The following is a 22,912-nucleotide window of genomic DNA, read 5'->3' on the forward strand; positions in this document are numbered from 1 at the left end:
CCGTTCGGTCCGATGGGCCGGGCGACCGGCCTGCGGAAAGACAGGTGGCGCTGTCATGGCCACGTCGGATAAGAATGGGGCGTCATCCCTGTTGGGACCGGGAGATTTGGTTGGTGTGAACCGGCAAGCGCCGACGACTGAGACGTCCCGCAACCGCCTCGCTGGCTGGGTGGCAAGGGAAGTCATGCCCCACGAGCCGGCGGTGCGGGCGTGGTTACGGCAACGCGGCCGCACACCCGAGGACATAGACGACCTCATTCAGGAGGCCTACGCCAAGCTGGCCAGTCTCACCGCGCTCGAAGCGGTCGCCCGCCCCGGCGGTTACTTCTTCCAGATCGTCCGCAACCTGTTGATCGACCATATCCGACGCTCCAAGGTCGTGCGCATCGACGCCGTCGGTGAAATCGGCGACCTGCCCGGCCATGCCGACGATCTGAACCCGGAACGGATCACCTCCGACAGAAACGAACTGGCGCAGGTGCTCGCACTCATAGAGACCCTGCCGCCGCGCTGCCGCGAGATCTTCAAGATGCGCAAGATCGAAGGCCTCTCCCAAAGAGAGATCGCACAGCGACTGAACGTGACAGAAAGCGTCGTCGAGAATGACGCAGTGAAGGGATTGGCCTTGCTGGTTCGGGCAATGGCGACCAGATCGCCTCATTTTGACGGAGGTCGACCGTGAACGTGCGCGAAACTGCCGATCAGATCGGCGAGGATGCGGCCCGCTGGGTCATGCGGATCGACCGCGAAGGCCGCACGCCGCAGGTCGAGCAGGAGCTGAAGGTCTGGGCGTCGCAAGACCCCCGACGCGCCGGCGCCCTGCTGATGGCCGAAGCCTCATGGGGCATGCTGGACGATCTCGGACAGCCTCAACACCAGACGGACCAAAAGCGTGGCGCAGGGCGACCCACGCTGACGCGCCGGACGCTGTGGGCGGGCGCAGGCGGCGCCATCGCGGCCTGCGCCGGCGCTGCGAGCCTGTTCATTCTGCTTGATCAGGGACAGGTCTACGTCACCGAAGTGGGCGAAATCCGTCGGGTGCCGCTAGCTGACCGATCGACCATGGCGGTCAATACGGCCAGCCAGATCAAGGTCGAATACTCGGATGCGCGCCGCACCGTCGTCGTGGACTCCGGCGAGGCCTGGTTCCAGGTCGCCAAGGACAAGACCCGTCCCTTCGTCGTCTCGGCAGGCGATGTCCATGTGGAAGCGGTCGGCACGGCCTTCTCGGTGAGGCGTCGCGAAGCGGGCGCGGATGTGATGGTGACCGAGGGCGTGGTTCAGGTCTGGGTGGGCGATTCACGCGCAAACGCCGTCTTCATCACGGCCGGCTCTGCGATCTATGCCGCGAACACGGCCCTGATCCGCCTGGAGCCCGAGATGCCGGCGCCCACGATAGAACGAAAGCTGGCCTGGAGAAGCGGCCGACTGGACCTCCAGGGCGAAACCCTGCAGGCCGCCGTCGACGAGTTCAACCGCTACAACGCCACCCCCATCGTGGTGACCGATCCGGCCTTGGCGCAGGAGCGGCTGTATGGGGTGTTTCGTCTCGACGATGCGTCCGGCTTCGCCCAGACGGCGGCCGTGACGCTCGACGCCACCATCAGCGTCGAAGGCAATCGCATTCTTCTGACGCGGCCCGAGTAGGGCCTAACGCCGTGACCGTAAAAAACAGCCGCACTCCATCGATGCCCGTCACTCAGGATTGGACCGCACGCGCGATCCGCAAGATCGAAGCGGACTACAACCGTTCCGCCGACACGCACCTGATCCCCGTGGACCTGCCCGCCTTCGAAAACATCCAGCTCTATCTGAAGGATGAATCCAGCCATCCGACGGGAAGCCTGAAACACCGTCTCGCCCGTTCCCTGTTCCTGTATGCTCTGTGTAGCGGTTGGCTCAGAGAAGGCATGCCGGTGATCGAGGCCTCAAGCGGCTCCACCGCCGTGTCCGAAGCCTATTTCGCGCGCATGCTGAACCTGCCGTTCGTCGCCGTCGTGCCTCGCGCGATCGCCTCCGAAAAGGCCGAGGCGATCCAGTTCTACGGTGGGCGCTGCCATTACGTGGAACGCGCCGAGGACGCCTACGAAGAGAGCTTGCGCCTCGCGGACGATATCGGCGGGCATTTCATGGACCAGTTCACCTATGCGGAGCGTGTGACCGACTGGCGCGGCAACAACAATATCGCCGAGTCGATCTTCGCCCAGATGTCGGATGAGCCCTGCCCAATCCCGCAATGGATCGTCTGCGGCGCCGGCACAGGCGGCACGTCGGCCACCATCGGTCGTTTCGCCCGCTACCATCGCCACGACACCCGTCTATGTCTTGCGGATCCAGAGGCGTCCGTCTTCCATCGCCACTGGTCCGATCGCAAAATCAGGACCGTGCAGGGAACGCCCTCGCTCATCGAGGGGATCGGCCGCGCCAGCGTCGAACCGTCCTTCATTCCCCAGGTCATCGACCGCACGATCGCGGTGCCTGACGTCGCCTCGATCGCGGCGGCGCGCACCCTCAGCCGCCGCCTTGGTCGCCTCGTCGGCGGCTCGACAGGGACGAACCTTTGGGTTTGCGCCGTTCTGGCCAGCGAGATGGCGGCGCGGGCGGAAAGCGGGTCGATCGTGTCCATCCTCTGCGATCACGGAGAGCGCTACGGCACGACCTATTACAACGACGACTGGTTGACCGCCCACGCCATCGACATCGCACCCTGGGAAGCCCGGATGGAGGCGTTCTTCGAACACGGCGTAATGACCTGAGCCGCAACGTTGACGTTGGACAGGGATCAGGCGTCGACGGGCTCGCGTCGAACCGAGCGGTCGAGAACGTCTTTCGGCACGGCCATTCCCCAGTCGTTCATGGCGCAGAGAAGCGGCTTCAAAGACGCTCCAAACGGTGTCAGCTCATAAACGACGCGGGGCGGAATTTCCGCAAACACCGTCCGCGTCACCAGCCCGTTGGTTTCGAACTTCCGCAGCCGGTTCGTCAGCGTGTGGGCGCTGATCCCCTTCAGCTTGGACCGCAGCACCGAGAAGCGAAGCGGGCCAGCCAGCAGTTCGCGAACGATCAGCGTCGCCCAGGGACCGTCGAGCAAAAGAAGGAAGCGCTCCACCCCGCAGTCGGGCGAGGAACACTGAGGCGAAGGGATTTCAGCAGGCATAGACAATTCGTCCATTGGTGCATTTGACGTAACCGGTGCACCTATAGCACCAGCGTGTTCTGTTTCACCACTCAGGAAGAACCGATGCCCTTCATCATCCATGGCGCGACCGGTGCGCAAGGCGGCCCCCTTTACGCAAGCCTGCGTCGCGCCGGCCTGGACGCCGTCGCCGCTGTTCGCGATGTCGCCAAGTTCCCGGACGACACGGCGGTCTCCATCGACAATGACTCTGTCGACTCGCTGATTTCGGCCTATCGCGGCGCGGACGGGGTGTTCATCCACCTGCCCCAGACCTCCGAGGCGGGCCGTCTTCAGCACGCCAGGAACATCGTTCAGGCCATCGAGACGGCAAAGCCCAAACGCATAATCATCTCCACCAACGGCGCGATCGTCGATCAGCCGGGATCGGCGCTGCAATCGTCGGACGACAGCGCCATCATGGTGTTGATCCGCGGCGTTCAGGACAGCGGCGTCTCGCATGCCGTGGTCGCCCCGCGTCTCTATCTGGAAAACCTGCTTCTTCCGATGGTCTTCGGCCCGGCCCAAAGCGAGGGCGTGCTGCGCTATCCCGTGGCCGCAGACTATGCGGTGTCGTGGAGCTCGCACCTTGACGTCGCCGAGGCGGCGCACAAGTTGCTGGTCGATCCTACCGTCTCCGGCGTCGTCGGGATCGGGCATCAGCCGGGATTGGTGGGCGCGGATCTCGCCGAGGGTTTCTCGCAGCAGTTCGGCCGCGACATCCGTTATGAGGCGCTGCTGCCAGAGGCGTTCGGCGACCTTATCGAACCCATGATCGGCCCGGCGACCGCCAGTGTCGTGGGCCTCTACAAGGCGCTCGCCTATGCGCCCGACAATGTGATCCGCCAGGAAACCAGCGCCCAGGAAGTGCTGGGGCTCCATCCCATGAGCGTGCAGCAATGGCTGAACGCCATGCAGGCCTGATCCAACACTCTCCGGCATGCCTGTCGAAGACTGCCCGAGGCAGACCTCGACAGGCTGTCGATCCTCCAATCCGTGTCGCGCCCATGATCGCAGCGACGTCGCTTTAAAGCTGGAGCTGCATCCATGGCCCGCCCCTCTCTCGTTCTATTTGCAGGCGGCGTTATCGCCATCGCTCTTGTGATCGCGATCGCGACAGGGGTCATTCTGGCTGGACGCTCCTCGTCGGCGTCCGGTGAAACGAGCGCCGCAGGAACGCCTCTGATCGGCGGCGACTTCAACCTGGTGAACCAGAACGGTCAGCCGGTCGATCAGACGATGCTGAACGGCAAATGGTCGCTGGTGTTCTTCGGCTTCACCTTCTGCCCCGAGTTCTGCCCGACGACCCTGGCCGAGCTGGCGGTCGTTCAGCAGCGCCTGGGTAAGGACGCCGACCGTTTCCAGATCATCTTCGTCAGCATCGACCCCGAACGGGACACGCCTCAGGCCCTGAAGGATTATCTGTCGTCAGACGGCTTCCCCAAGGGGACGATCGGTCTTTCGGGAACGGCGGAACAGACCGCCCAGGCGGCCAAGGCTTATCGCGCCTACTATGCCAAGGTGGGCAGCGGCGACAGCTACACTATGGACCACTCGCTGACCGTCTACCTGATGGGGCCGGACGGCAAGTTCAGAACGGCCCTGACCTATGGCCTGGGTCCGGACAAGTCGGTCCAGCTCATCCAGGACGCCCTCGCCAAGGGCTGATCCGCTTGTCGCAGACCCAGGGACGATGACGGCCGCGCCGTCCCTCGCCGCGACTGTGCGTTGATGCGATCTTCGGCGGTTTTTCTCGTCCGTGACGATGCGCGCCTGCATGGGCCAGGCCTAAGCGCTCTGCCCAACGCCCGAGCAACGCCCTGGGACATTCCGCCCAAGGACAGATCGTCCAAGGACCGATCGCCCAATTGAGATCCCAGCCCCGACCAGACAAATGTCGTCAGCAGCTCGATGCTGCCTTCATCCGTCCGATGAACTGATGACGTCGCTTCGACACGACGCGCCCTGTTCATCAGCGCATTTCAGCTAGGATTTTTCTGTTGGACGTAGACGCTCTTCTTCTGGCGCGCATGCAGTTTGCGTTCACCATCGCCTTCCACATCGTCTTTCCCGCCTTCTCCATCGGCCTCGCCAGCTATCTGGCGGTGCTTGAGGCGCTTTGGCTGAAGACGGGGCGGGATCTGTATCTCAACCTGTTCAACTACTGGCTCAAGATTTTCGCCATCGCCTTCGGCATGGGCGTCGTGTCGGGCCTGGTGATGTCCTATCAGTTCGGCACCAACTGGTCGGTGTTCTCGGACAAGGCCGGCCCGGTCATCGGCCCCTTGATGGCCTATGAGGTGCTGAGCGCCTTCTTCCTCGAAGCCGGATTTCTGGGCGTCATGCTGTTCGGGCTGAAGCGGGTCGGCAAGAAGCTGCACTTCATGGCGACCCTGATGGTGGCGATCGGCACCTTCGCCTCGGCCTTCTGGATCCTGTCGGTCAACAGCTGGATGCAGACGCCGCAGGGCCACGCCATCAACGATGTGGGCCAGTTCATTCCGGTCGACTGGTTCAAGATCGTCTTCAACCCCTCCTTCCCCTACCGCCTCGCACACATGCTGATGGCCGCCTATCTGACGACCGGCCTGGTGGTCGGCGCGGTCGGGGCCTGGCACCTGCTGAAGGACCGGACCAACAAGGGCGCGCGCAAGATGTTCGCCATGGCCATGGGAATGATCCTGGTCGCCGCCCCGGTGCAGATCGTCATAGGCGACATGCACGGGCTGAACACGCTGGAGCATCAGCCCGTCAAGGTGATGGCCATGGAGGGCCATTTCGAAAGCCACCCGCAGGGCGCGCCCCTGATCCTCTTCGGCATTCCTGATCGCGGGGCGGCGACCGTTCACGGCGCGGTCGAGATTCCCAAGCTGTCGTCCCTGATCCTGAAGCATGATCTCAACGCGCCGCTGGCGGGGCTGGACACCATCGATCGCGCCGACTGGCCGCCGGTCGAGATCGTCTTCTGGTCCTTCCGCATCATGGTCGGCCTGGGCATGGCCATGCTGCTGCTGGGCGTCTGGGGCCTGTACGCCCGTGTGCGCAAGAGGCTGTATGACGCCCCTTGGCTGTACCGTTTCGCCCTTGTCATGGGGCCGATGGGCTTCGTCGCCGTTCTGAGCGGCTGGGTCACCACCGAAGTCGGGCGTCAGCCCTGGACCGTCTATGGCCTGCTGCGAACGGCCGACAGTGCGGCGCCGCTCGCCGCCCCTGCCGTCGCCACATCGCTGGCCGCGTTTGCGGTCGTCTATTTCGCGGTGTTCGGCGCCGGCGTCTTCTACATCCTGCGCCTGATGAGCCATGCGCCCCATCGCGGAGAGCCGGGCGTGGCCGAGACGCCCATCCGCACCGCCGGGATCACCCCCGCGCCGGGCATCGATATGGACCGGCCCATCCCGACGATCGAGGAGAGCGACCATGAGCGTTGATCTGACCCTCGTCTGGGCCGCGCTTCTGGCCTTTGCGATCTTCGCCTATATCGTCATGGACGGGTTCGATCTCGGGGTCGGCATCCTGTTTCCGACCCTGAAGGCCGGCGAGCAGCGCGATCGGGCGATGAACTCCATCGCGCCGGTGTGGGACGGCAACGAGACCTGGTTGATCCTGGGCGGGGGCGGTCTCTTCGCGGCCTTTCCGCTGGCCTATGCCGTCCTGATGCCGGCGGTGTATACGCCGATCATCGCCATGCTGCTGGGTCTGGTGTTTCGGGGCGTCGCCTTCGAGTATCGCTGGCGCACGGTGCGGGCCAAACCCATCTGGGACATCGCCTTCTTCGGCGGTTCGCTCATGGCCGCCTTTTCGCAAGGCGTGGTTCTGGGCGCGATCCTGCAAGGGGTCGAGGTCTCGGGCCGCGCCTATGGCGGCGGCTGGTGGGACTGGCTCAGTCCGTTCAGCCTTCTGACGGGCTGCGCCGTCGTGACGGGCTACGCCTTGCTCGGCGCCACCTGGCTGAACATGAAGACGGAAGGAAAGCTGCAGGACCACGCGCGCAGTCAGGCCTGGAAACTGGGTCCGGCGACGCTGATCATGATCGGGGCCGTCAGCCTGGCGACACCCTTCCTGGATGGAGAATACGCCAAACGCTGGTTCGACTGGCCAGGCGTGCTGCTGACCGCCCAGGTTCCGTTGATGGTGCTGGTGCTGGCGGCGGGCTTTTTCCTGGCCATGAGCAAACGACGCGAAGTCTGGCCCTTCCTGATCTCTCTGGGTCTGTTCGCCGTCACCTTTGCGGGCCTGGGCGTCAGCATTTATCCCTACGCCGTGCCGGACCAGATCACCCTGTGGGATGCGGCGGCCCCTGCCGCCAGCCAGTCGTTCATGCTGGTCGGCGCCCTGATCCTCATCCCCATCATTCTGGCCTACACCGCCTATGCCTACTGGGTGTTTCGCGGCAAGGTCGGCGACGAAGGCTATCACTGATGCGCGCCCCCTTTCGCCAGACGCTGTGGTTCCTGGGCCTGTGGATCTTCGGGGTCTGCGTTCTCGGGGTCGCGGCCTATATCCTTCGAAGCGTGCTCAAGCTCGCAACAGGCTAATTAAAGCCGCGACATACCGTCGCGGTCACGGTGTTGATGCAGTTCGACTCTAGACCTTGATGCGGCGGGGAAACTTCCCACGCCTCATCATCGATTAGGGTATCAATATGCGCGTCTTGGCCGGTCTAGCGATCGTTGTCGGCATTACATCCGGGGCGGCGTGGCAAACGCCAGCGATGGCTCAATCCGCCCCCCGTCCGTGCGTCAACGAGTCCCTTCAGATCAATATTCGCGCCCAGCCCATGCCGGCCGCGCTTCGCGAGCTGTCGCGTCAGACGCACTGCCCGATTTCCGGGACGGCCGGGGCTCGGGGCCTCACCAGCAACGCCGTGCGCGGAACCTATACGCCGAGCGCGGCTCTGACCGCGCTCGTCGATCAGCGGGGTCTGAGAACGCGCTCCGTCCGACAAGGTCTGTCGGTCGAGCGTCTGGCGCGGACGAGACCGGCGCCGGCGCCGACGCCGGAACCGATCCAATTCGACTGCCAGAACGATTCCATCATGCTCCGCATCCCGTCCATGCCGCTCGAAGCGGCGCTGAACGCGCTGTCAGAAGCGACCAAGTGCCCGATCTCGCGGTCGTTCCAGGTGGATGGCCTGCGCTCGCGCGCGATCAACGACACCTACACCCCGTCTGAAGGGCTGCAGGCCATGCTGGCTGGTACAGGTCTCCAGTCCCAGGCGATCCGCCAGGGCCTCGAAGTTCTCCCTGCGCGTTGACCCAAAAACACCGGGCGGAGCGAGGCTCCGCCCGGTGATGCGTCTATAGCTGGGCCTCAGATCGCCAGCGCGATTACAGCGCCACCCACTCGCCGTCGCCGGGGATATCCAGCTTCGAGGCGAAGCCTTCCCGTTCGGCGAAGACCTTCAGATCGGCGCGGCTGAGGATACAGTGGTTCACCGCCTCCATATGGGTCGCGATCAGTCTCGCCTGAGGCGCAGCCTTGCTCACCGTGAGGATTTCCTGCGGCCCCATCAGGATCGGTCCCAGATCGATGATCTGCGCATAGCCGGCATTCAGGATGATGACGTCAGGTCGATGCTGGGTGATCGCCCCAGAGACCTCATCGTTCCAGACGGTGTCGCCGGCCAGATAGACGGTCTTGTGGCCCGGCTTGCTCAGCACCACGCCACAGACAGGATCCAGTATCGGAATGGCCTTCAGGATCTCGTCTCGGCCGTGATGGCCGCCCGTTCGTGCAAGGGACACGCCCCTGAACTGGTTTGACGCGTCCAGGACGCGCACCTCCGTAAAGCCCTGGCCTCGGATCGTCTCGGCGTCGGTTTGGTTCTGCGCAAAGATCGGCATCGCCTTGGGCAGGGCGCGCTGAGCCGCCTCGTCCCAGTGATCCAGATGGGTATGGGTCACGATCACCGCGTCCACATCCATCAAGGCCGACGCCGGCACCGGCAAGGGCACGAGCGGATTGCGCAGATGGCTCATCGCGGACCCTGGGAACCCCGGATAGGCGCCCTGATCCGCCAGCATCGGATCGATCAGGAACCGAACGCCCGCATAGTTGATCTGAACGGTCGCATTGCGGACCTGAAGCATGCGATCGCCGGCCGGTTGCGACTGAGCCAACGCGTTGGACACGGCGCCGGGGGCGGCAAGAACCGCCGCGACACCCGCGCCCACGCCCAGCATTCCTCGGCGCGACAACCCCATACCGAAGCCAGCCGAACTCATTTCGAAGCCCCTTCCAGAACTTCCGACGTCGAGACGACGCGGCCATAGGCGAAGGCGAGCGCGGCCATGAAGGCGGCATGCACCTGTTCGGCCGGCACATCGCGACCGTCGAACGACAACCCCATGGTGGCGCAGGCATCATGCGCGACCGTCACCCCATAACCGAAATCGAACGCGGCGCGGGCCGTGGCGTCGATACACATGTGGCTCATGGCGCCGACGATGACGACCTCGGTGATTCCGGCGTCGTCGAGGCGACGCTTCAGCTCGGTGTCCCGGAACGAGTTGGGATAATGTTTGATCAGCACCGCCTCTTCGCCCTGAGGCGCCGCTTCGGCGATGATGTCGACCGCAGGCGTTCCCGGAGCGAACGGCACATCGGCAGAGCCGCCCGGCGTTTCGTGACGGATATGGATGATCAGGCCGCCATTGGTGCGCGCCGCGTCCAGAAGACGACGGGCATTGGCGACGGCGTCTTCGAGACCCGACAGCGGCAACTTGCCTTGCGATTGATATTCCTGCTGCAGGTCGACGACGATGAGAGCACGGTTGGCCATGGGAATGTTCCTCTGAGTGTGCGTGACTTATACACCCCTCGATCCGCCACGTTCAGTGGCGGGATCGTCATAAGACGGGTCGAAAACGACATGACGCACATCGCCATTCTTACCTACCCGGAGGCACAGCTCGCGGCCGTCCTCGGCATGACCGACCTGCTCGCCGCCACCAACACCGCGACGATGCTGAACCTTGCCGAGCCGCCCCTGGTCGTCAGCCATTGGCGAAAGACGCCATCCGGGATGCAGGTGGCTCAGGTCTTTTCGACGGGGACTGCAAGCCCCGTCCCGACCGTCTGCATCATGCCGCCCTCGCTCCAGGGACCACCCGCGCCTGACCCTGCCACGATACGATGGCTCCAGACACTTCACCGTCAGGGCTGCGTGATGGCGTCCGTCTGCACCGGCGCCTTCGTCCTGGGCGCCGCCGGCCTGCTGGACGGCCATACCGTCACCACCCATTGGACTTACGAAGCGCGGTTTCAAAAGGCGTTTCCGCACGCGCAGATCGATGCGGACCGGCTCATCATCGATGAGGGCGACGTAGTGACGGCCGGCGGCGTGATGTCCTGGACCGATCTCGCCCTCACCCTGATCGAGCGTTACCGCGGCCGCGCCGTCATGAGCGAGGTCGCTCGCAGCTTCCTGCTGGACCCGCCGGGGCGGCGGCAGAGCTATTACAGCAGTTTTGCGCCCGCCCTCGATCACGGCGACGACGCCATACGTCAGGCGCAGGTCGTTCTGGCCGAACGCATGAAGGAGGAGATCAGCCTGGCCGAACTGGCGTCCGCAGCGGGCCTGGAACAACGCACCTTTCTGAGACGCTTCACAAAGGCGACCGGCCTCACCGCGACGGCCTATCGGCAACGCCTGAGGATTTCCCGCGCTCAGGATCTGCTTCGCAACACCAATCTGAAGACAGAACGCATCGGTTGGGATGTCGGCTACGCCGACCCCAGCGCTTTCCGAAAGGTCTTCCAGACCATCGTCGGCCTATCCGCCACGGAATACCGAAAGCGCTTCGCAAGCCATCTCCAGAAAGACGGCTCTAATCAGGACGCGGGTTGAGCTGCCGATGACCTAGCGCGGTGGTAAACTCGGTGATGTCGCCTTCTATCGGTGGAGGTTTTTCTACTACCGAGACGAGAATCCCGTTTACGGGTCGCAACCCTGTGCATCAGGCACTTTGTCCACACCGCCCAGGACTGACGAGCCTCTGTGCAGAGCCGCCTGCGTCTCCCCCTTATTCTAATCCCCTCAGGTCTACTCCAGCGATGTTGAGCTGACCTCACCTGAAATTTGTCATCGAGCCACGGCGCTTAGCCAAAACGCTATCGACGCTCAGAATCCCGCCGCCGGCTGCGGCGAGGAACAGAAAGATGAAACAGAACAGAACCGCATCATCTCCGCCGTTTAACGCTGGCCAAAAACTGCGTGGCGCGTGCGCGATGAAGTAGGCGAAAGCCATCAAACCCGAGCACATAAAAGCCGACGCGCGAGTAAACAGGCCTATCACCAGAAGAAAACCCAGGACAGTTTCCATGACCGCAGCGACCAAAAGCATCAAAGACAATGGATCAGGCGCCTGGGGCTGCGCAGCAGGGAAGTGAAACAGCTTCATCAGACCATGCTCCCAAAACAACAATGCAGCAATGATCCGAAGCAAGCTTAAAAGCCATGGCGTCCAGCGGTCGGTGCTGATGTTCATCACTCAGTCCTTTGTGGCTCGATCATCTAGAAGATGGTTGATCCAGGCGACGCTAGAGACAGTCCATTTGAGAGTCAATTTTTTCGAAATTTGACTCGCAGCTTCGGTCTCTCGTTCCGACGCTGGCGACCTTATCTGCAGCCTCCGCCCTTGGGCTCAAAGGGATACCCGGCAGATAGAGGTCCTCGCGCCGCACGGCAGAGCGGCGTAAAAGCACCTATCCCAGCATTTTCGTAAATCGGATTGATCGCGTTCGCAGGTCATGCCATCACTTTCGCAACTATAAAAACGGGAGGTTACGATGAGACATTTGTTGGCGTGCGGAGTTTCGTTCATCAGTCTGGCCGCCGGCCACGCGTTCGCTCAGTCAGCAGCGCCCGCAGTACCGGATCAGGAAACGGCGCAGGTTGAAGACATCATGGTCACGGCGCAGAAGAGGTCCCAAAGCCTTCAGGAAGTTCCAATCTCGATCTCGGCCTTCAGCAGTGAAGTCTTGGAAGAGCGCGGCATCAGCGAGGTTTCTGCGCTCTCCAACGCCGCTCCCAACGTATCTCTGGATGCTGGCGCACCGTTTTCAGGGTCGAGCGCATCGCTGGCAGCCTTCATTCGAGGGATCGGCCGAAACGACTTCGCCATCAACCTCGACCCTGGCGTGGGGGTATACGTCGATGGTGTCTATCTGGCGCGCACGGTAGGAGCCAATGTGACCCTGCCGGACGTGGAACGCGTCGAGATTCTCAAAGGCCCTCAAGGGACGCTTTTTGGTCGCAACACGATCGGCGGGGCCATCTCCGTTGTGACCAGAACGCCTGGCGACGTCTTCGCTGTCACGAGTCAGACGACGACCGGCAGCTTTAACAGACTGGATTTTCAGGCTTCTGTTGACGCGCCCATTACCGACAACCTGACGTCGCTTATCACGCTATCGCTGAAGAACCGCGACGGCTATGTGGAACGGGTTCCTTTTCCCTCGGCGACTCCCTACGTCACCGACCCGACAAACGCCTTCAATCAGATCGACTACGACAGCGCCGATCTCGAAGGGGGAGAAGACGAGTGGACCCTGCGCGGAAAGCTGCTGTGGCGACCTAGCGACAAGCTTAGCGTCACCTTGTCCGGCGACTATCAACACATTGATCAGTCAGCCCTCCCCAATGCCGTGCTGGGCGTGGTTTCGCGTGCAGGCAACTTTGGGGGAACGACGAACATCCCGGGCACTGCGCTTGATCCCACCGGTCGAACGGGCTTCAACTTCGTCGGGTTGTACAACTTCTGCATCGGCGCCACCCCGGATCAAATCTCGGCGCGAAATGCACAGAACATCTGTGGCCAACGCGGAACAACACTCAATCCTCTCCAGAGGCAGCCCGGAGTGGGAAGCGTCAACGTCGATGCCGACCCCACGAATGATCGCCTGCCGTTTGACACGCGCTTCGTCACCACCGATCCCGACAAGAGCTATGCGACGGGCAACAGCTTCTCTCGCATCACAAGTTACGGCGCCGCTCTCACCCTCGACTACGATCTGAACGACTTCGCTTCGGTGAAATCGATCACCGCATATAGATCGCTCGATTGGGCGACGGGAACCGATCTAGACAACTCCCCACTCCCCTTCTTGGAGCCGTCCTTCACCCAGGAGCAAACCCAGTTCAGTCAGGAGCTCCAGCTGATCGGAACCGCACTTGACGAAGCGGTGAACTATGCGGTCGGTCTGTATTATTTCCATGAATCCGGCAGCGAGGGAAACATCGCCACCGTGGGTCACGGGATGTTCCAGTCGGATGCACCGGCGGACATCGACACAACAGCATACGCGGCTTTTGGGCAGGCTGACTGGCGGATCAATCAGCTCTTGGGCGTTACCGTTGGCGCCCGTTTCACACGAGAGGACAAAGAACTTGAGGCGGGCCAGCGAGACGCGAATGGTCTCTCCTACAAACTCTTCAACTGCCTGAACTTCGTCACCTGCCGGTCCGTGGTGGGCAATCCTGATCCCAGTGATCCTTTGCGCCTGTATCCCCCCGGCGTGCAGAGCCGCTCGTTTGACAATTTCTCGCCTAAACTCGGCGTTCAGCTTCACGCCAGCGAGGACGTTATGGCCTATGCTTCCTGGTCAAAAGGCTACAAATCTGGCGGGTGGACGATCCGCCTTTCGAGTCCATCCGCAATCGCACCCCAGTTCGACGAGGAGGAAGCGACCACCCTTGAGGCCGGGATCAAGACTTCACTGTTCGATCGTCGGCTTCAACTGAACGTCGCGGCTTTCCAAACCGACTACACCGGGATCCAGTTGACGTTCTTCCAGGGCACCAGCCCAACGATCCGTAACGCAGGCGAGGCGGACATTCGGGGCATAGAGGCGGACATAACCGCCGTCCTCGACGGCGGCCTCAGCTTCACGGCCTCTGCGGGTTATCTGGACACCGAATTCACGTCGGTGACGCCAGCCGCTCAGATCCTCGCAAATCCATGGCAGGCCGGCACATTTGTCGGCGCGCCGCTGCCGCGGTCGCCCGAACTGAAGGTCAACTTCTCGCCTCGCTATGAAGTCGCGCTTGGAAATGGCGGATCGCTGATCGCCGTGGCGGACATCACCTACACATCCCAGATGTGGAACGACACTGAGCGGACCCTGGCTCTGGAGAGGCCCGCGATCACCATCGTGAACGCCAACGTGAGCTACCGGGATCCTACCGATGCCTGGCGCCTCACTGGCGGAGTGACCAATCTGACCGACGAACGCTACGTCGCCAACGGGCTCGCCAACTTGGGTGCGGGCCTAATCTACGGAACCTACAGCCGACCACGCGAATGGTTCGTCAGCTTGGGCATCGATTTCTGATCGAGCAGGCGAGCACTGGACGCAACTGTCCAGTGCTCGCCGTTTCAGACCAGAAAGAGAGAGACCTTGGGTGGTCGCAAGTCGGATCGAGATCGATGGGATGATCGCGCTACCGCTCACGCCAAAGGGCGGGCGTTCCACACCACGCCTGCGTCCAGGCGACCACACCCCTCCTTGTGATTAGGCGGCGATCAGTTCCAGTCCGTTGTCGATGACATTCTGCGCGACTTCGCGGATGTGACGCTCAACCATATCCTGCGCCGCCGCGACATCTTCGGACAATACGGCCTCCATCAAACTGCGATGCTCAGCCCGCTTCACGCCCGGCGACTTTCGCACCAAAGCCGATAGCCGGCGATAACGCCGGGCCTTCTCGAAGAGCGCATGGCGCATTTCATTCAAGATCGGAGATCCTGCCGCGCCCACCAGCATCTCATGGAAATCGAAATGTACACGATCCCAATCCGAGGTGACGCGGTGCGCATCGCCAAGTGTTGCATCAACCCTGTCCAACCGATGATAGGCGGCAAGAATCAAACCCTTCCACTCCGGCCCACCTTGCAGCATGGACAGACGCACGCATTCCCTCTCAAGCAGAACGCGGGCGTTGGTAAGATCTAGAAGATCCGCGACCGATATCGGAGCAACAACAAATCCTCGCTGACCTTCGGCTATAACGAGCTTCTCCGAAGCGAGCCGGGACAAGGCTTCGCGCAAAGTCGAAAAACTCACGCCATAGATTTCACGCAACGGCTCGAAGCGCAGCCGTTCGCCGGGCTTGAGCAGGCAACTGATGATGTCCTCACGCAACCGATGAAGCACATCGTTCGCCAGCGTGCCCCCCACAAGGCTGTGTGATCGCAATCCGCTCGGTTCCGTCTTCATCTTAAAATCATATACCGATGGGCGCGTAGTGACCAGTATTGACAGTGAAATGAAGTGAGAACAGGTAGCGAGCGCCAGAAGTTTGACGACGAGGGCGGAACCGGGCGCCGCTTGCCGAAGTGACTGCGCAACTCGCGCCGGCCCGTGTCAGTGCGAGCGTTCCTGAACACGGGACTAGCACCCGCCGATGATGATTGTCGTCACGCTCGACCACGGCCCGCCCTGTACCACGAACGGCTCGAAGACCGCCCGCTCTGCATCCGACATCAGACCACGAACCAACGCCATTCTGCACAAAGAGCAGCTTTGAGCCCGAGGTCAGGATTTTGGATCCTGAAACGGTTGGCCCGCCGTGAACATGTCGCCAGCCTCAGCAAATAGTTGGAGATTGGTAACGCATCATGCCCCCGACGGAACGGCCCAAATTGCAGCGGACGGATTTTTCGATATTTTGGAGAGTCAATCTCTATGAAAGCCACACCACTCTCTCAGGAGTGAGGCCCCTTGGGCCTTACATGCCAAAAATAGTAAAACCAGATTTTCGAAATATTTGACGGCCATTCCTGATCGTGTGACACCGTTTATGTTCGCTTGCGCCTGGAGTCGCCAATGCCTGAGTCAGCCGTATCCCACACCCGTCCTTACTTGGCCCACCTGGGCATCTTCGTCATCGATATCGACAGGATGGAGCGCTTTTACACTGAAACGTTCGGCCTGCTCGTCACCGACCGCGGTGTCGGCGCCGTCTTCCGCAATCAGCTCGTTTTCTTGAGCGGCACACCCGATCAGCATCATCAGCTGGTGCTTTCATCGGGCCGCAGTCCCGATACACCGAGCACGGTCATGCAACTCTCTTTCAAGGTGCCTTCGCTGGCTTCTCTGCGGGAGCACAGAAACCGCGCCCTTGAGCAGGGCGCTACAGAACCGATCGGGCTCAACCACGGCAATGCCTGGTCGATCTACTGCTACGATCCCGAAGGCAACCGGGTCGAAATCTATCTCGACACACCGTTCCATACGCCCCAGCCATGTGGAGAGCCCCTCGATCTCGACAAGAGCGACGAAGAAATATTCGAGATCACCAAAGATATTATTGCCCGACTTCCCGGTGGAATGCCGCGTGCCGAATATATCGACAGCATGCGCGCAAAGCTCGCCTGACACTGTCGTGGTTTTCAAAATCTGACAGCGTCGAGAAACAAAACTGCGAATTAGCAGGTCCGATGTCCGCAGGAGGAAATAAAAATGAAATACAGATACGAGATTTTACTGGTCGTTCTGCTCAGCATCAATTTTGGGATCGTCTTTCTTGATCGCAATGCGCTGAACTACATGATGCCGTTCGTGGCGGAAGAACTTCATCTAGACAACAGTCAGATCGGCATGCTCGCTGGCGCGACAGCCCTCAGCTGGGCCTTGTCCGGATTGTTCTTTTCGATGTTCTCGGATCGCACGGGTAAACGAAAAACTGTGATCGTGATTGTCACAGTCTTGTTTTCCATCGCTTCGATTGCCTCCGGGTTTGCCACAAGCTTCATAGCCTTATTGCTCATCCGCCTCCTGATGGGGGCTGCAGAAGGCCCCGTACTGCCGATTTCTCAGGCTATGATCGCCGCAGAGGTCCGGCCTGAGCGCAGAGGCCTGTTCATGGGCATCATGAACAACTTCGGCGCCAACCTGCTTGGCGTCATGATCGCTCCGCCCCTGCTCGTCGGCGTCGCGGCCGCGCTTGGTTGGCGCACGGGGTTCTGGCTTGCCGGCTTGCCCGGACTGATCATGGCGGCGCTGATCTATTTTCTTCTTCGCGAACCACCCAAGAACGCGGCGCTCAGCCAAATACCCGAGGAAGCCAAGGACAAGCAGAGCTGGGGAGCGCTGCTCAAGTCGCGCAACATCCTGCTGTGCAGTGGCATATCGTGCTGCATGCTGGCCTGGACGCTTCTGGGGTGGGTCTTCCTGCCGGTCTATCTGGTGCGTGAGGCCGGCTTCACGCCTGGGACCATGGGAATTCTAATCTCGGTGCTGGGCGCTTCAGCCCTCGTCAGCTGCGTGCTGGTGCCTGCGCTTTCCGACCGGATCGGGCGAGTTCCGACGATGGTGATGTTCACCATGATGGGCATCCTCGCTCCGTTGGCCATCGGCTTCTCGGGACTGGCGACTGTCCCGCTCGCCATCGCGATGTTTATCGGCTGGTCTGCGAGCGGGACGCTGCCTCTGTTCATGGCGACCATTCCTGCGGAGTCGATCCCACGGCGTCAACTTGCGACCGCCATGGCGCTCGTGATGGGCGTCGGTGAGGTCGTCGGTGGTGCGATCGTGCCTGTGGTCGCCGGGGCGCTGGCGACCAGTCATGGGTTGATCGTGATCATCCTGATCCAGTCGGGCGCCGCCGCGATCGCCGCTTTTCTCTCTCTATTCTTGAAGGAGACGGCGCCGAGGAAGGTGAAATCCGATGCGACGCTAAGCGCTGCGATCTGATGAGGTCGCCGCAGGCAGCCGCGCGCCGTTGGAGCAGGCGCTCATTGCGACATGAGTTACGTTCGACAGTGTCCTGCGCTATTGGTTTCATGTCGAAGGAACGCCGTCTCTTGCGAAGCGGGCCATGCGGGATCACTGAACCCTGACCCGCGATTCATCACCAGAAGGCGAAACGAGTCCGAGCCGCAGACAGTGTCTGCGGCTCGGTGGCGGGTCTCATCTGGGTCGGTTCGACGACTACAAAGTCTACACCTAGACGGCCTCGTACGACTTGACGGCAGACCATATGAACAATCTTGGTTCAACGTCTCGATATATGGCTGTGTAGTCCAGACTATTGGAAAGCAGGCCCGCCTTACGCGCGACTTCGACTTCGACTTGTCCGAATACGGCTACAAAACCCGGCTGGACCGAACACGTTCGACGGACAAGACGGATCGCCAGATATTGTCTGTCACCACGCCGAATCTTGTCGATGAACTCGGCTTTCGTTTCAATGATGCCGTTGGCGTGAGTATAGTGAAGATCGTCCGCAAGGACCTCTTCCAAGATCCCTAGATCGCTGCTGGCCATCGCCGCGAAGCGACGGTCCTCAGAATGCAACGCGAGAGCGACCCGTTCGTCTGTCATGATGTCAGTCCTGCAGTTCGGGCCTCGGAAGGCCTCTAGGGGTGGGGAGCGCGAACGGACGTTGGCGACCCGCCCAGGGTCGGGCTTGCGGTCTCCGCGACCATGCGTTTCCCGTCGATCACGATCGGCGACGCCACTCCGGGAACGGGGCCGTGGGGTGTGTCGATCACAATCTGGAGGCCGCGTGCGACGACCTGTGGATCCGCAAAGACTTGGGCGAGATCGTTTATCGGCCCTGCGGGGACCTTCAAGGTGGCGAAGGCTTGCAGGAGATCGTCCCGAAGCCTCAGAGACGTCCGTTTCGAGATGGCGCTGGAAAGGGCCTCGCGATTCCCGACACGAGCCGCATTGGTTACAAAGCGGGGGTCGTCAATCAGTTCGCTCAGGCCGAGTTCTCGGCATAGCCTTTCAAACTGACCATCGTTTCCTACGGCGACGATGATATTCCCATCGATGGCCGGAAAAGTTTGGTAGGGGGCGATGTTTGGATGCGCATTCCCCAATCGCGAGGGTGCGACGCCGGTGGCCAGGTAGTTGAGCGCCTGATTGGCCAGGACGCCCACCTGGCAATCAAGCAAGGCCATATCCACGACCCCGCCCTGCCCTGTCGTGTCACGCCGCCTGAGCGCCGCCAATATGCCCACGGTCGCATAGACCCCTGTGAAGATGTCAGCGAAGGCCACGCCCATCTTCTGCGGATCGCCTTGCGGGTCGCCCGTAAGGTCCATGATGCCGCCAAGCCCCTGGATCATGAAGTCGTAGCCTGCCCGGTCCGCATACGGACCGTCCTGGCCAAAACCCGTGATAGAACAGTAGACCAGACGCGGATTCACCGCCCTGAGGCTCGCTGCATCAAGTTTGTATTGGGCCAATCCGCCGACCTTGAAATTCTCGATGACGACATCGCTCTCGGCCGCGAGTTGGCGAACTTGCGCCTGGCCTTCCGCAGAGCCGATATCGATGGCGATCGACCGCTTTCCGCGATTGCAGGCGTGGAAATAGGCGGCTCCCATTGGGCTGCCGTCTTCTCCGGTCAGGAAAGGGGGCCCCCAATGTCGCGTATCGTCGCCGGTCACAGGCCGTTCAACCTTGACCACCTCGGCGCCCAGATCCGCCAGCAGCTGTCCTGCCCAAGGCCCCGCCAGAATGCGGGCGAGCTCAAGAACACGCACCCCGGCCAAGGGCTTGACGCTCGACATCAGAAGGCGGCCAAGCCTGTGATGGCCCGCCCGATAATGAGGCCGTGGACGTCGTGCGTCCCTTCATAGGTATTGACGGTCTCAAGGTTGGCTGAATGGCGCATGACGTGAAACTCAGCCGAGATGCCGTTGCCCCCGTGCATGTCCCGCGAAACGCGGGCGATGTTCAACGCCTTGCCGCAGTTATTGCGTTTGATGAGGCTGATCGTCTCAGGCGCAAGCACATTCGCCTCCAGCCGGCGACCGATGCGCAGCGCCGCGTGGAGACCGAGGGTGATTTCAGTGAGCATATCGGCGAGCTTGATCTGGACTAACTGCGTAGCCGCCAACGGCCGGCCAAATTGCTTGCGGTCCAAGGTGTACTGGCGCGCCGCTTCATAACACTGTTCGGCTGCCCCCATGACCCCCCAGGCGATGCCGTATCGAGCCCTGTTCAGACAGCCGAAAGGCCCTTTCAAGCCCTCCACGCCAGGCAGCAGCGCCTCCTCGCCGACCTCGACACCCTCCATGACGATTTCGCCGGTAATGGAAGCTCGTAGCGACAGTTTTTCTTTGATCTGGGGGAAGCTGAGTCCCTTCAGACCCCGCTCAAGCAAGAACCCACGGATGGCTCCGTCGTGAGCGTCGGACTTGGCCCAGACCACGGCGACATCGGCGATGGGCGAGTTGGTGATCCAGATCTTTGAGCCACTGAGGCGATAGCCCCCGTCGATCTTCTGCGCACGCGTGCGCATTGCTCCTGGGTCGGAGCCTGCGTCAGGCTCGGTCAGGCCGAAGCACCCTATGGCCTCGCCGCGCGCCAGGCGAGGCAGCCATCGGCGCTTCTGATCTTCCGACCCATAGGCGTAGATCGGATACATCACGAGACTCGACTGGACGCTTAGGGCGGAGCGATAGCCGGAATCCACACGCTCGACCTCTCGGGCCACCAGGCCATAACTGACGTAGCCGAGACCCGCGCCGCCGTATTCCTCGGGAATCGTCGCTCCGAGGAGCCCCAGCTCGCCAAACTCGGCCATGATGGCCGGGTCGAAGCTCTCCTTCAGGTAGGCGGCCGTCACGCGCGGCAGCAGCTTTTCCTGAGCGTAAGAGCGTGCAGTGTCTCGCACGAGCCGCTCCTCGTCGGTCAGCAGGGTTTCCAGGTCGAACGGGTCGATGTGGTCAAAGCGCGTGATCTGCGGTTCGTTGGATGTCGCCTTCATGGTCTTCCCATCTTAGGATGCCGGAGAGTTGGTCTTGGTGCGGATGTAGAAGTCGACTGCGACGAAGCCTTGCGCTCGCGCAACGACCTGGCGATCTGATAGAAAATGCCGCTCGGCGTTTCGCACGAAGCCACAGCCCACGAGGGCTGCGCCGAGGCTCCCGCAGCAACCGCCTGATCCAGAGAATCGACGTCATCTTCGGGCGTACTGAAGACTTTACGCATCAGATCAGACGAAGCCCCGGCGGCGCCAGACGGGCTCTGTCGCGTGATCAGATGGCCAATCGTAGACGTCATCGCCAACTCCTCCACTCACCCGTGCTCCACTGCCCCATGAAAAGGACTTGAGGCAGGTCGCATGAGCGCGATCCTACACGCGCCAAGCTCCCGAAACATATATTTCGAAATTCTTTTCACCCCATGTTTCTATAGAGCGATCTAGCGAAATCAAGCCTCAGCAGCATTGATTTTCGAAAGTTTGACGTGTAGCCAGAACACTTGCCGAATGAGGGTTGAAGACTGTGAAGCTGCTATCGTTTAGGGCCAACGGCGTCGATCGCTATGGTGTGGTCGTCGGGGACGGCGTCGTTGATCTGAGCGCCCGCCTGAGCGCTCCAACATTGAAGGCGCTAATCGCGGCCGGAGAACTCGCCTCGGCTGAAGCATTCAAGGGCGACGAGCCGGACTTCAGCCTTGCAGAAATCGAGTTCCTGCCGGTCATCCCGGACGCTGCGCACATCTGGTGCATGGCGATCAACTATCAAGACCATATCGACGAGATCAAATCGATCGGGATTCAGCGCGACACGCCACAGAAGCCTGCGCTTTTCATGCGCTATCCCGATAGTCTGACGGGACATCGTCAACCCCTTCTGAAGCCTGATGAGTCGACAGACTTCGATTTCGAGGCCGAGCTTGTCGTGATCATTGGCAAGGGTGGCGGACGCATTCCTGAAAGCGAGGCCATGGATCACGTCGCCGGCTACACGGCGTTCAATGACGGCAGCATGAGAGACTGGCAGTTCCACACGCGTCAGATCGCGCCTGGAAAGAACTTCCGGTCGACCGGGGCGCTTGGCCCGTGGATGGTGACCAAAGATGAGATTGCCGATCCGGACGCTCTCGCCATCAAGGCCAGGTTGAACGGGGTGACACTACAGGACAGCAGCACGCGTTATATGATCCATAAAATCCCTGCATTCATCGCCTATGCTTCGACGATCCTTGACCTGCAACCAGGCGACGTCCTCGCGACTGGCACGCCCAGCGGCGTCGGTTTCTCCCGCAAGCCCCCGATCTTCATGAACGAGGGCGACACGATCGAGGTGGAGGTCGAAGGTATCGGCATTCTCGTCAATACGATCGCGCGCGGCTGAAGGCATGACCATCGACATTCGCAAGACGCAACTGAGCGTCGAGACCATCTGGCACGAACGTGGGCCACGTCGTGAGACACCCATCCGCGTCGTTACGGCCGTCGCCGTGGTCCGCAACCCCTTCGCCGGCGTGTACGCAGCCGACGTGCTCGGTTTCCAGACCGAGTTGCGGGCGGTGGGCCGTCAGCTGTCGACCATGATCGTCCAGACACTGGGCTCGGACGCTGTTCAAGCCTACGGCAAGGGGGCGATCGTTGGTGAAGATGGAGAACTGGAACATGGCGCCGTCTGGCATGAGGCGGGGGGATGGGCGCTGAGAGAGGCGCTTGGAAATCCCAAGGCCATCGTGCCGGCCGCCAAGACAGTGGCGAGTCTTGGGGCCCGCTTGATGATACCGCTCGGTCACATCCACGCCGCCTATGTTCGTAGCCATTTCTCGACGGCGGAGATGACCGTCTGGGACGGCCCGCGAAGGGATGAGATTGCATTCGGTCTGGCGGCTGCCGATGGCGGCCGGATTCATGAGCGTGCAGGCGGATTGGCCGTCGCCGACATCAAGGCGAACGACGGACTGCGCTAGGCGCGACCCTGGCGGGTAACGGTGCGCCAGGGTCGGGATCTCTGGCCGCTCCTA

The 22,912-nt window shown here is 61.6% G+C and carries 22 protein-coding genes; 14 read left to right on the forward strand and 8 right to left on the reverse strand.

The annotated features are described in order from the left end of the window. Positions 1-55: 55 nt before the first annotated feature. From ACQY72_RS03900 to ACQY72_RS03910, 3 genes are read left to right on the forward strand one after another with little or no spacing between them, the layout of a single operon-like run. Positions 56-682, forward strand: coding sequence for an RNA polymerase sigma factor (locus tag ACQY72_RS03900; protein ID WP_428155897.1), 627 nt, complete (start codon positions 56-58; stop codon positions 680-682). Then, complete coding sequence (locus tag ACQY72_RS03905; RefSeq protein WP_428155899.1) at positions 679-1,647, forward strand: FecR family protein; 969 nt, start codon at positions 679-681, stop codon at positions 1,645-1,647. Before ACQY72_RS03900 ends, ACQY72_RS03905 begins: the two co-directional genes overlap by 4 nt. 41 nt (positions 1,648-1,688) lie before the next feature. Continuing rightward, a complete protein-coding gene (locus ACQY72_RS03910) occupies positions 1,689-2,756 on the forward strand; it encodes a PLP-dependent cysteine synthase family protein (RefSeq protein WP_428155901.1) in 1,068 nt (355 codons plus the stop codon). Positions 2,757-2,782: 26 nt separating this feature from the next. On the opposite strand, the gene ACQY72_RS03915 is transcribed toward ACQY72_RS03910, so the two are convergent. Then, positions 2,783-3,157 (reverse strand): winged helix-turn-helix transcriptional regulator, encoded by a 375-nt coding sequence (locus ACQY72_RS03915; protein WP_428155902.1) that lies wholly within the window; start codon positions 3,155-3,157, stop codon positions 2,783-2,785. Between the two features lie 84 nt (positions 3,158-3,241). On the opposite strand from ACQY72_RS03915, the gene ACQY72_RS03920 reads away from it, so the two are divergent. The 5 genes from ACQY72_RS03920 to ACQY72_RS03940 all read left to right on the forward strand — a co-directional run bounded on the left by ACQY72_RS03920 (position 3,242) and on the right by ACQY72_RS03940 (position 8,429). Continuing rightward, positions 3,242-4,099 carry an SDR family oxidoreductase gene (locus ACQY72_RS03920; RefSeq protein ID WP_428155904.1) on the forward strand — a complete coding sequence of 286 codons (858 nt, stop codon included), beginning with the start codon at positions 3,242-3,244 and terminating at the stop codon, positions 4,097-4,099. Positions 4,100-4,222: 123 nt separating this feature from the next. Then, the gene (locus ACQY72_RS03925; RefSeq protein ID WP_428155905.1) at positions 4,223-4,843 is read left to right on the forward strand and encodes an SCO family protein; all 621 of its coding nucleotides are present in this window, start codon (positions 4,223-4,225) and stop codon (positions 4,841-4,843) included. Between the two features lie 332 nt (positions 4,844-5,175). Beyond that, complete coding sequence (locus ACQY72_RS03930) at positions 5,176-6,603, forward strand: cytochrome ubiquinol oxidase subunit I (RefSeq protein ID WP_428155907.1); 1,428 nt, start codon at positions 5,176-5,178, stop codon at positions 6,601-6,603. Next, on the forward strand, positions 6,593-7,594 hold the full coding sequence (cydB, locus tag ACQY72_RS03935; RefSeq protein ID WP_428155909.1) for a cytochrome d ubiquinol oxidase subunit II: 1,002 nt from the start codon (positions 6,593-6,595) through the stop codon (positions 7,592-7,594). Before ACQY72_RS03930 ends, cydB begins: the two co-directional genes overlap by 11 nt. A 223-nt stretch (positions 7,595-7,817) precedes the next feature. Next, positions 7,818-8,429 (forward strand): STN domain-containing protein, encoded by a 612-nt coding sequence (locus ACQY72_RS03940; protein ID WP_428155911.1) that lies wholly within the window; start codon positions 7,818-7,820, stop codon positions 8,427-8,429. Positions 8,430-8,502: 73 nt separating this feature from the next. Here the strand turns inward: ACQY72_RS03940 and ACQY72_RS03945 are convergent, their stop codons facing one another. Together ACQY72_RS03945 and ACQY72_RS03950 are read right to left on the reverse strand one after the other, a co-directional pair. Next, entirely contained in the window at positions 8,503-9,399 is an 897-nt protein-coding gene (locus ACQY72_RS03945) for an MBL fold metallo-hydrolase (RefSeq protein ID WP_428155913.1), read from the reverse strand. Beyond that, a complete protein-coding gene (locus ACQY72_RS03950) occupies positions 9,396-9,956 on the reverse strand; it encodes a cysteine hydrolase family protein (RefSeq protein WP_428155914.1) in 561 nt (186 codons plus the stop codon). The genes ACQY72_RS03945 and ACQY72_RS03950 overlap by 4 nt, the downstream gene beginning before the upstream one ends. Between ACQY72_RS03950 and ACQY72_RS03955 the strand changes: the two genes are divergently transcribed. Next, positions 9,909-11,024 carry a GlxA family transcriptional regulator gene (locus ACQY72_RS03955; protein ID WP_428155915.1) on the forward strand — a complete coding sequence of 372 codons (1,116 nt, stop codon included), beginning with the start codon at positions 9,909-9,911 and terminating at the stop codon, positions 11,022-11,024. The two genes, ACQY72_RS03950 and ACQY72_RS03955, sit on opposite strands and share 48 nt — an antisense overlap. A gap of 220 nt (positions 11,025-11,244) precedes the next feature. Here ACQY72_RS03955 and ACQY72_RS03960 read toward each other — a convergent pair whose 3' ends face one another. Beyond that, on the reverse strand, positions 11,245-11,664 hold the full coding sequence (locus tag ACQY72_RS03960) for a DoxX family protein (RefSeq protein WP_428155917.1): 420 nt from the start codon (positions 11,662-11,664) through the stop codon (positions 11,245-11,247). A 301-nt stretch (positions 11,665-11,965) separates the two neighbouring features. On the opposite strand from ACQY72_RS03960, the gene ACQY72_RS03965 reads away from it, so the two are divergent. Next, positions 11,966-14,509, forward strand: coding sequence for a TonB-dependent receptor (locus ACQY72_RS03965; protein WP_428155919.1), 2,544 nt, complete (start codon positions 11,966-11,968; stop codon positions 14,507-14,509). 180 nt (positions 14,510-14,689) lie between these two features. On the opposite strand, the gene ACQY72_RS03970 is transcribed toward ACQY72_RS03965, so the two are convergent. Further along, on the reverse strand, positions 14,690-15,394 hold the full coding sequence (locus ACQY72_RS03970; RefSeq protein WP_428155920.1) for a GntR family transcriptional regulator: 705 nt from the start codon (positions 15,392-15,394) through the stop codon (positions 14,690-14,692). Positions 15,395-16,003: 609 nt separating this feature from the next. On the opposite strand from ACQY72_RS03970, the gene ACQY72_RS03975 reads away from it, so the two are divergent. Together ACQY72_RS03975 and ACQY72_RS03980 are read left to right on the forward strand one after the other, a co-directional pair. Then, positions 16,004-16,555, forward strand: coding sequence for a VOC family protein (locus ACQY72_RS03975; protein ID WP_428155922.1), 552 nt, complete (start codon positions 16,004-16,006; stop codon positions 16,553-16,555). An 84-nt stretch (positions 16,556-16,639) separates the two neighbouring features. Next, positions 16,640-17,872: an MFS transporter gene (locus ACQY72_RS03980; RefSeq protein WP_428155924.1), complete on the forward strand. Its 1,233-nt coding sequence runs from the start codon at positions 16,640-16,642 to the stop codon at positions 17,870-17,872. Between the two features lie 252 nt (positions 17,873-18,124). Here ACQY72_RS03980 and ACQY72_RS03985 read toward each other — a convergent pair whose 3' ends face one another. Genes ACQY72_RS03985 through ACQY72_RS03995 form a run of 3 tightly spaced genes read right to left on the reverse strand, consistent with a single transcriptional unit; the run spans position 18,125 to position 20,903 of the window. After that, entirely contained in the window at positions 18,125-18,502 is a 378-nt protein-coding gene (locus ACQY72_RS03985; RefSeq protein ID WP_428155926.1) for a nuclear transport factor 2 family protein, read from the reverse strand. Positions 18,503-18,537: 35 nt separating this feature from the next. Further along, positions 18,538-19,701, reverse strand: a complete 1,164-nt coding sequence (locus tag ACQY72_RS03990; protein ID WP_428155928.1) for a CaiB/BaiF CoA transferase family protein — start codon at positions 19,699-19,701, stop codon at positions 18,538-18,540. After that, positions 19,701-20,903 (reverse strand): acyl-CoA dehydrogenase, encoded by a 1,203-nt coding sequence (locus ACQY72_RS03995; protein ID WP_428155930.1) that lies wholly within the window; start codon positions 20,901-20,903, stop codon positions 19,701-19,703. The genes ACQY72_RS03990 and ACQY72_RS03995 overlap by 1 nt, the downstream gene beginning before the upstream one ends. A gap of 520 nt (positions 20,904-21,423) precedes the next feature. On the opposite strand from ACQY72_RS03995, the gene ACQY72_RS04000 reads away from it, so the two are divergent. Further along, complete coding sequence (locus ACQY72_RS04000; RefSeq protein ID WP_428156672.1) at positions 21,424-22,278, forward strand: fumarylacetoacetate hydrolase family protein; 855 nt, start codon at positions 21,424-21,426, stop codon at positions 22,276-22,278. 4 nt (positions 22,279-22,282) lie between these two features. Next, positions 22,283-22,858 (forward strand): amino acid synthesis family protein, encoded by a 576-nt coding sequence (locus tag ACQY72_RS04005; RefSeq protein WP_428155931.1) that lies wholly within the window; start codon positions 22,283-22,285, stop codon positions 22,856-22,858. Positions 22,859-22,912 lie beyond the last annotated feature (54 nt).

It is taken from the genome of Brevundimonas sp. (genome assembly GCF_965279155.1).
Taxonomy (GTDB): domain Bacteria; phylum Pseudomonadota; class Alphaproteobacteria; order Caulobacterales; family Caulobacteraceae; genus Brevundimonas.

Bases quoted from the DNA above. Each gene is read 5' to 3' on its own strand.
- ACQY72_RS03910 (WP_428155901.1), top strand. From the start codon at position 1,689: ATGCCCGTCACTCAGGATTGGACCGCACGCGCGATCCGCAAGATCGAA.
- ACQY72_RS03950 (WP_428155914.1), bottom strand. From the start codon at position 9,956: ATGGCCAACCGTGCTCTCATCGTCGTCGACCTGCAGCAGGAATATCAA.
- ACQY72_RS03920 (WP_428155904.1), top strand. From the start codon at position 3,242: ATGCCCTTCATCATCCATGGCGCGACCGGTGCGCAAGGCGGCCCCCTT.
- ACQY72_RS03960 (WP_428155917.1), bottom strand. From the start codon at position 11,664: ATGAACATCAGCACCGACCGCTGGACGCCATGGCTTTTAAGCTTGCTT.
- ACQY72_RS03975 (WP_428155922.1), top strand. From the start codon at position 16,004: ATGCCTGAGTCAGCCGTATCCCACACCCGTCCTTACTTGGCCCACCTG.
- ACQY72_RS03900 (WP_428155897.1), top strand. From the start codon at position 56: ATGGCCACGTCGGATAAGAATGGGGCGTCATCCCTGTTGGGACCGGGA.
- ACQY72_RS03965 (WP_428155919.1), top strand. From the start codon at position 11,966: ATGAGACATTTGTTGGCGTGCGGAGTTTCGTTCATCAGTCTGGCCGCC.
- ACQY72_RS04005 (WP_428155931.1), top strand. From the start codon at position 22,283: ATGACCATCGACATTCGCAAGACGCAACTGAGCGTCGAGACCATCTGG.
- ACQY72_RS03945 (WP_428155913.1), bottom strand. From the start codon at position 9,399: ATGAGTTCGGCTGGCTTCGGTATGGGGTTGTCGCGCCGAGGAATGCTG.
- ACQY72_RS03970 (WP_428155920.1), bottom strand. From the start codon at position 15,394: ATGAAGACGGAACCGAGCGGATTGCGATCACACAGCCTTGTGGGGGGC.
- ACQY72_RS03940 (WP_428155911.1), top strand. From the start codon at position 7,818: ATGCGCGTCTTGGCCGGTCTAGCGATCGTTGTCGGCATTACATCCGGG.
- ACQY72_RS03995 (WP_428155930.1), bottom strand. From the start codon at position 20,903: ATGAAGGCGACATCCAACGAACCGCAGATCACGCGCTTTGACCACATC.
- cydB (WP_428155909.1), top strand. From the start codon at position 6,593: ATGAGCGTTGATCTGACCCTCGTCTGGGCCGCGCTTCTGGCCTTTGCG.
- ACQY72_RS03925 (WP_428155905.1), top strand. From the start codon at position 4,223: ATGGCCCGCCCCTCTCTCGTTCTATTTGCAGGCGGCGTTATCGCCATC.
- ACQY72_RS03980 (WP_428155924.1), top strand. From the start codon at position 16,640: ATGAAATACAGATACGAGATTTTACTGGTCGTTCTGCTCAGCATCAAT.
- ACQY72_RS03985 (WP_428155926.1), bottom strand. From the start codon at position 18,502: ATGACAGACGAACGGGTCGCTCTCGCGTTGCATTCTGAGGACCGTCGC.
- ACQY72_RS03915 (WP_428155902.1), bottom strand. From the start codon at position 3,157: ATGCCTGCTGAAATCCCTTCGCCTCAGTGTTCCTCGCCCGACTGCGGG.
- ACQY72_RS03990 (WP_428155928.1), bottom strand. From the start codon at position 19,701: ATGTCGAGCGTCAAGCCCTTGGCCGGGGTGCGTGTTCTTGAGCTCGCC.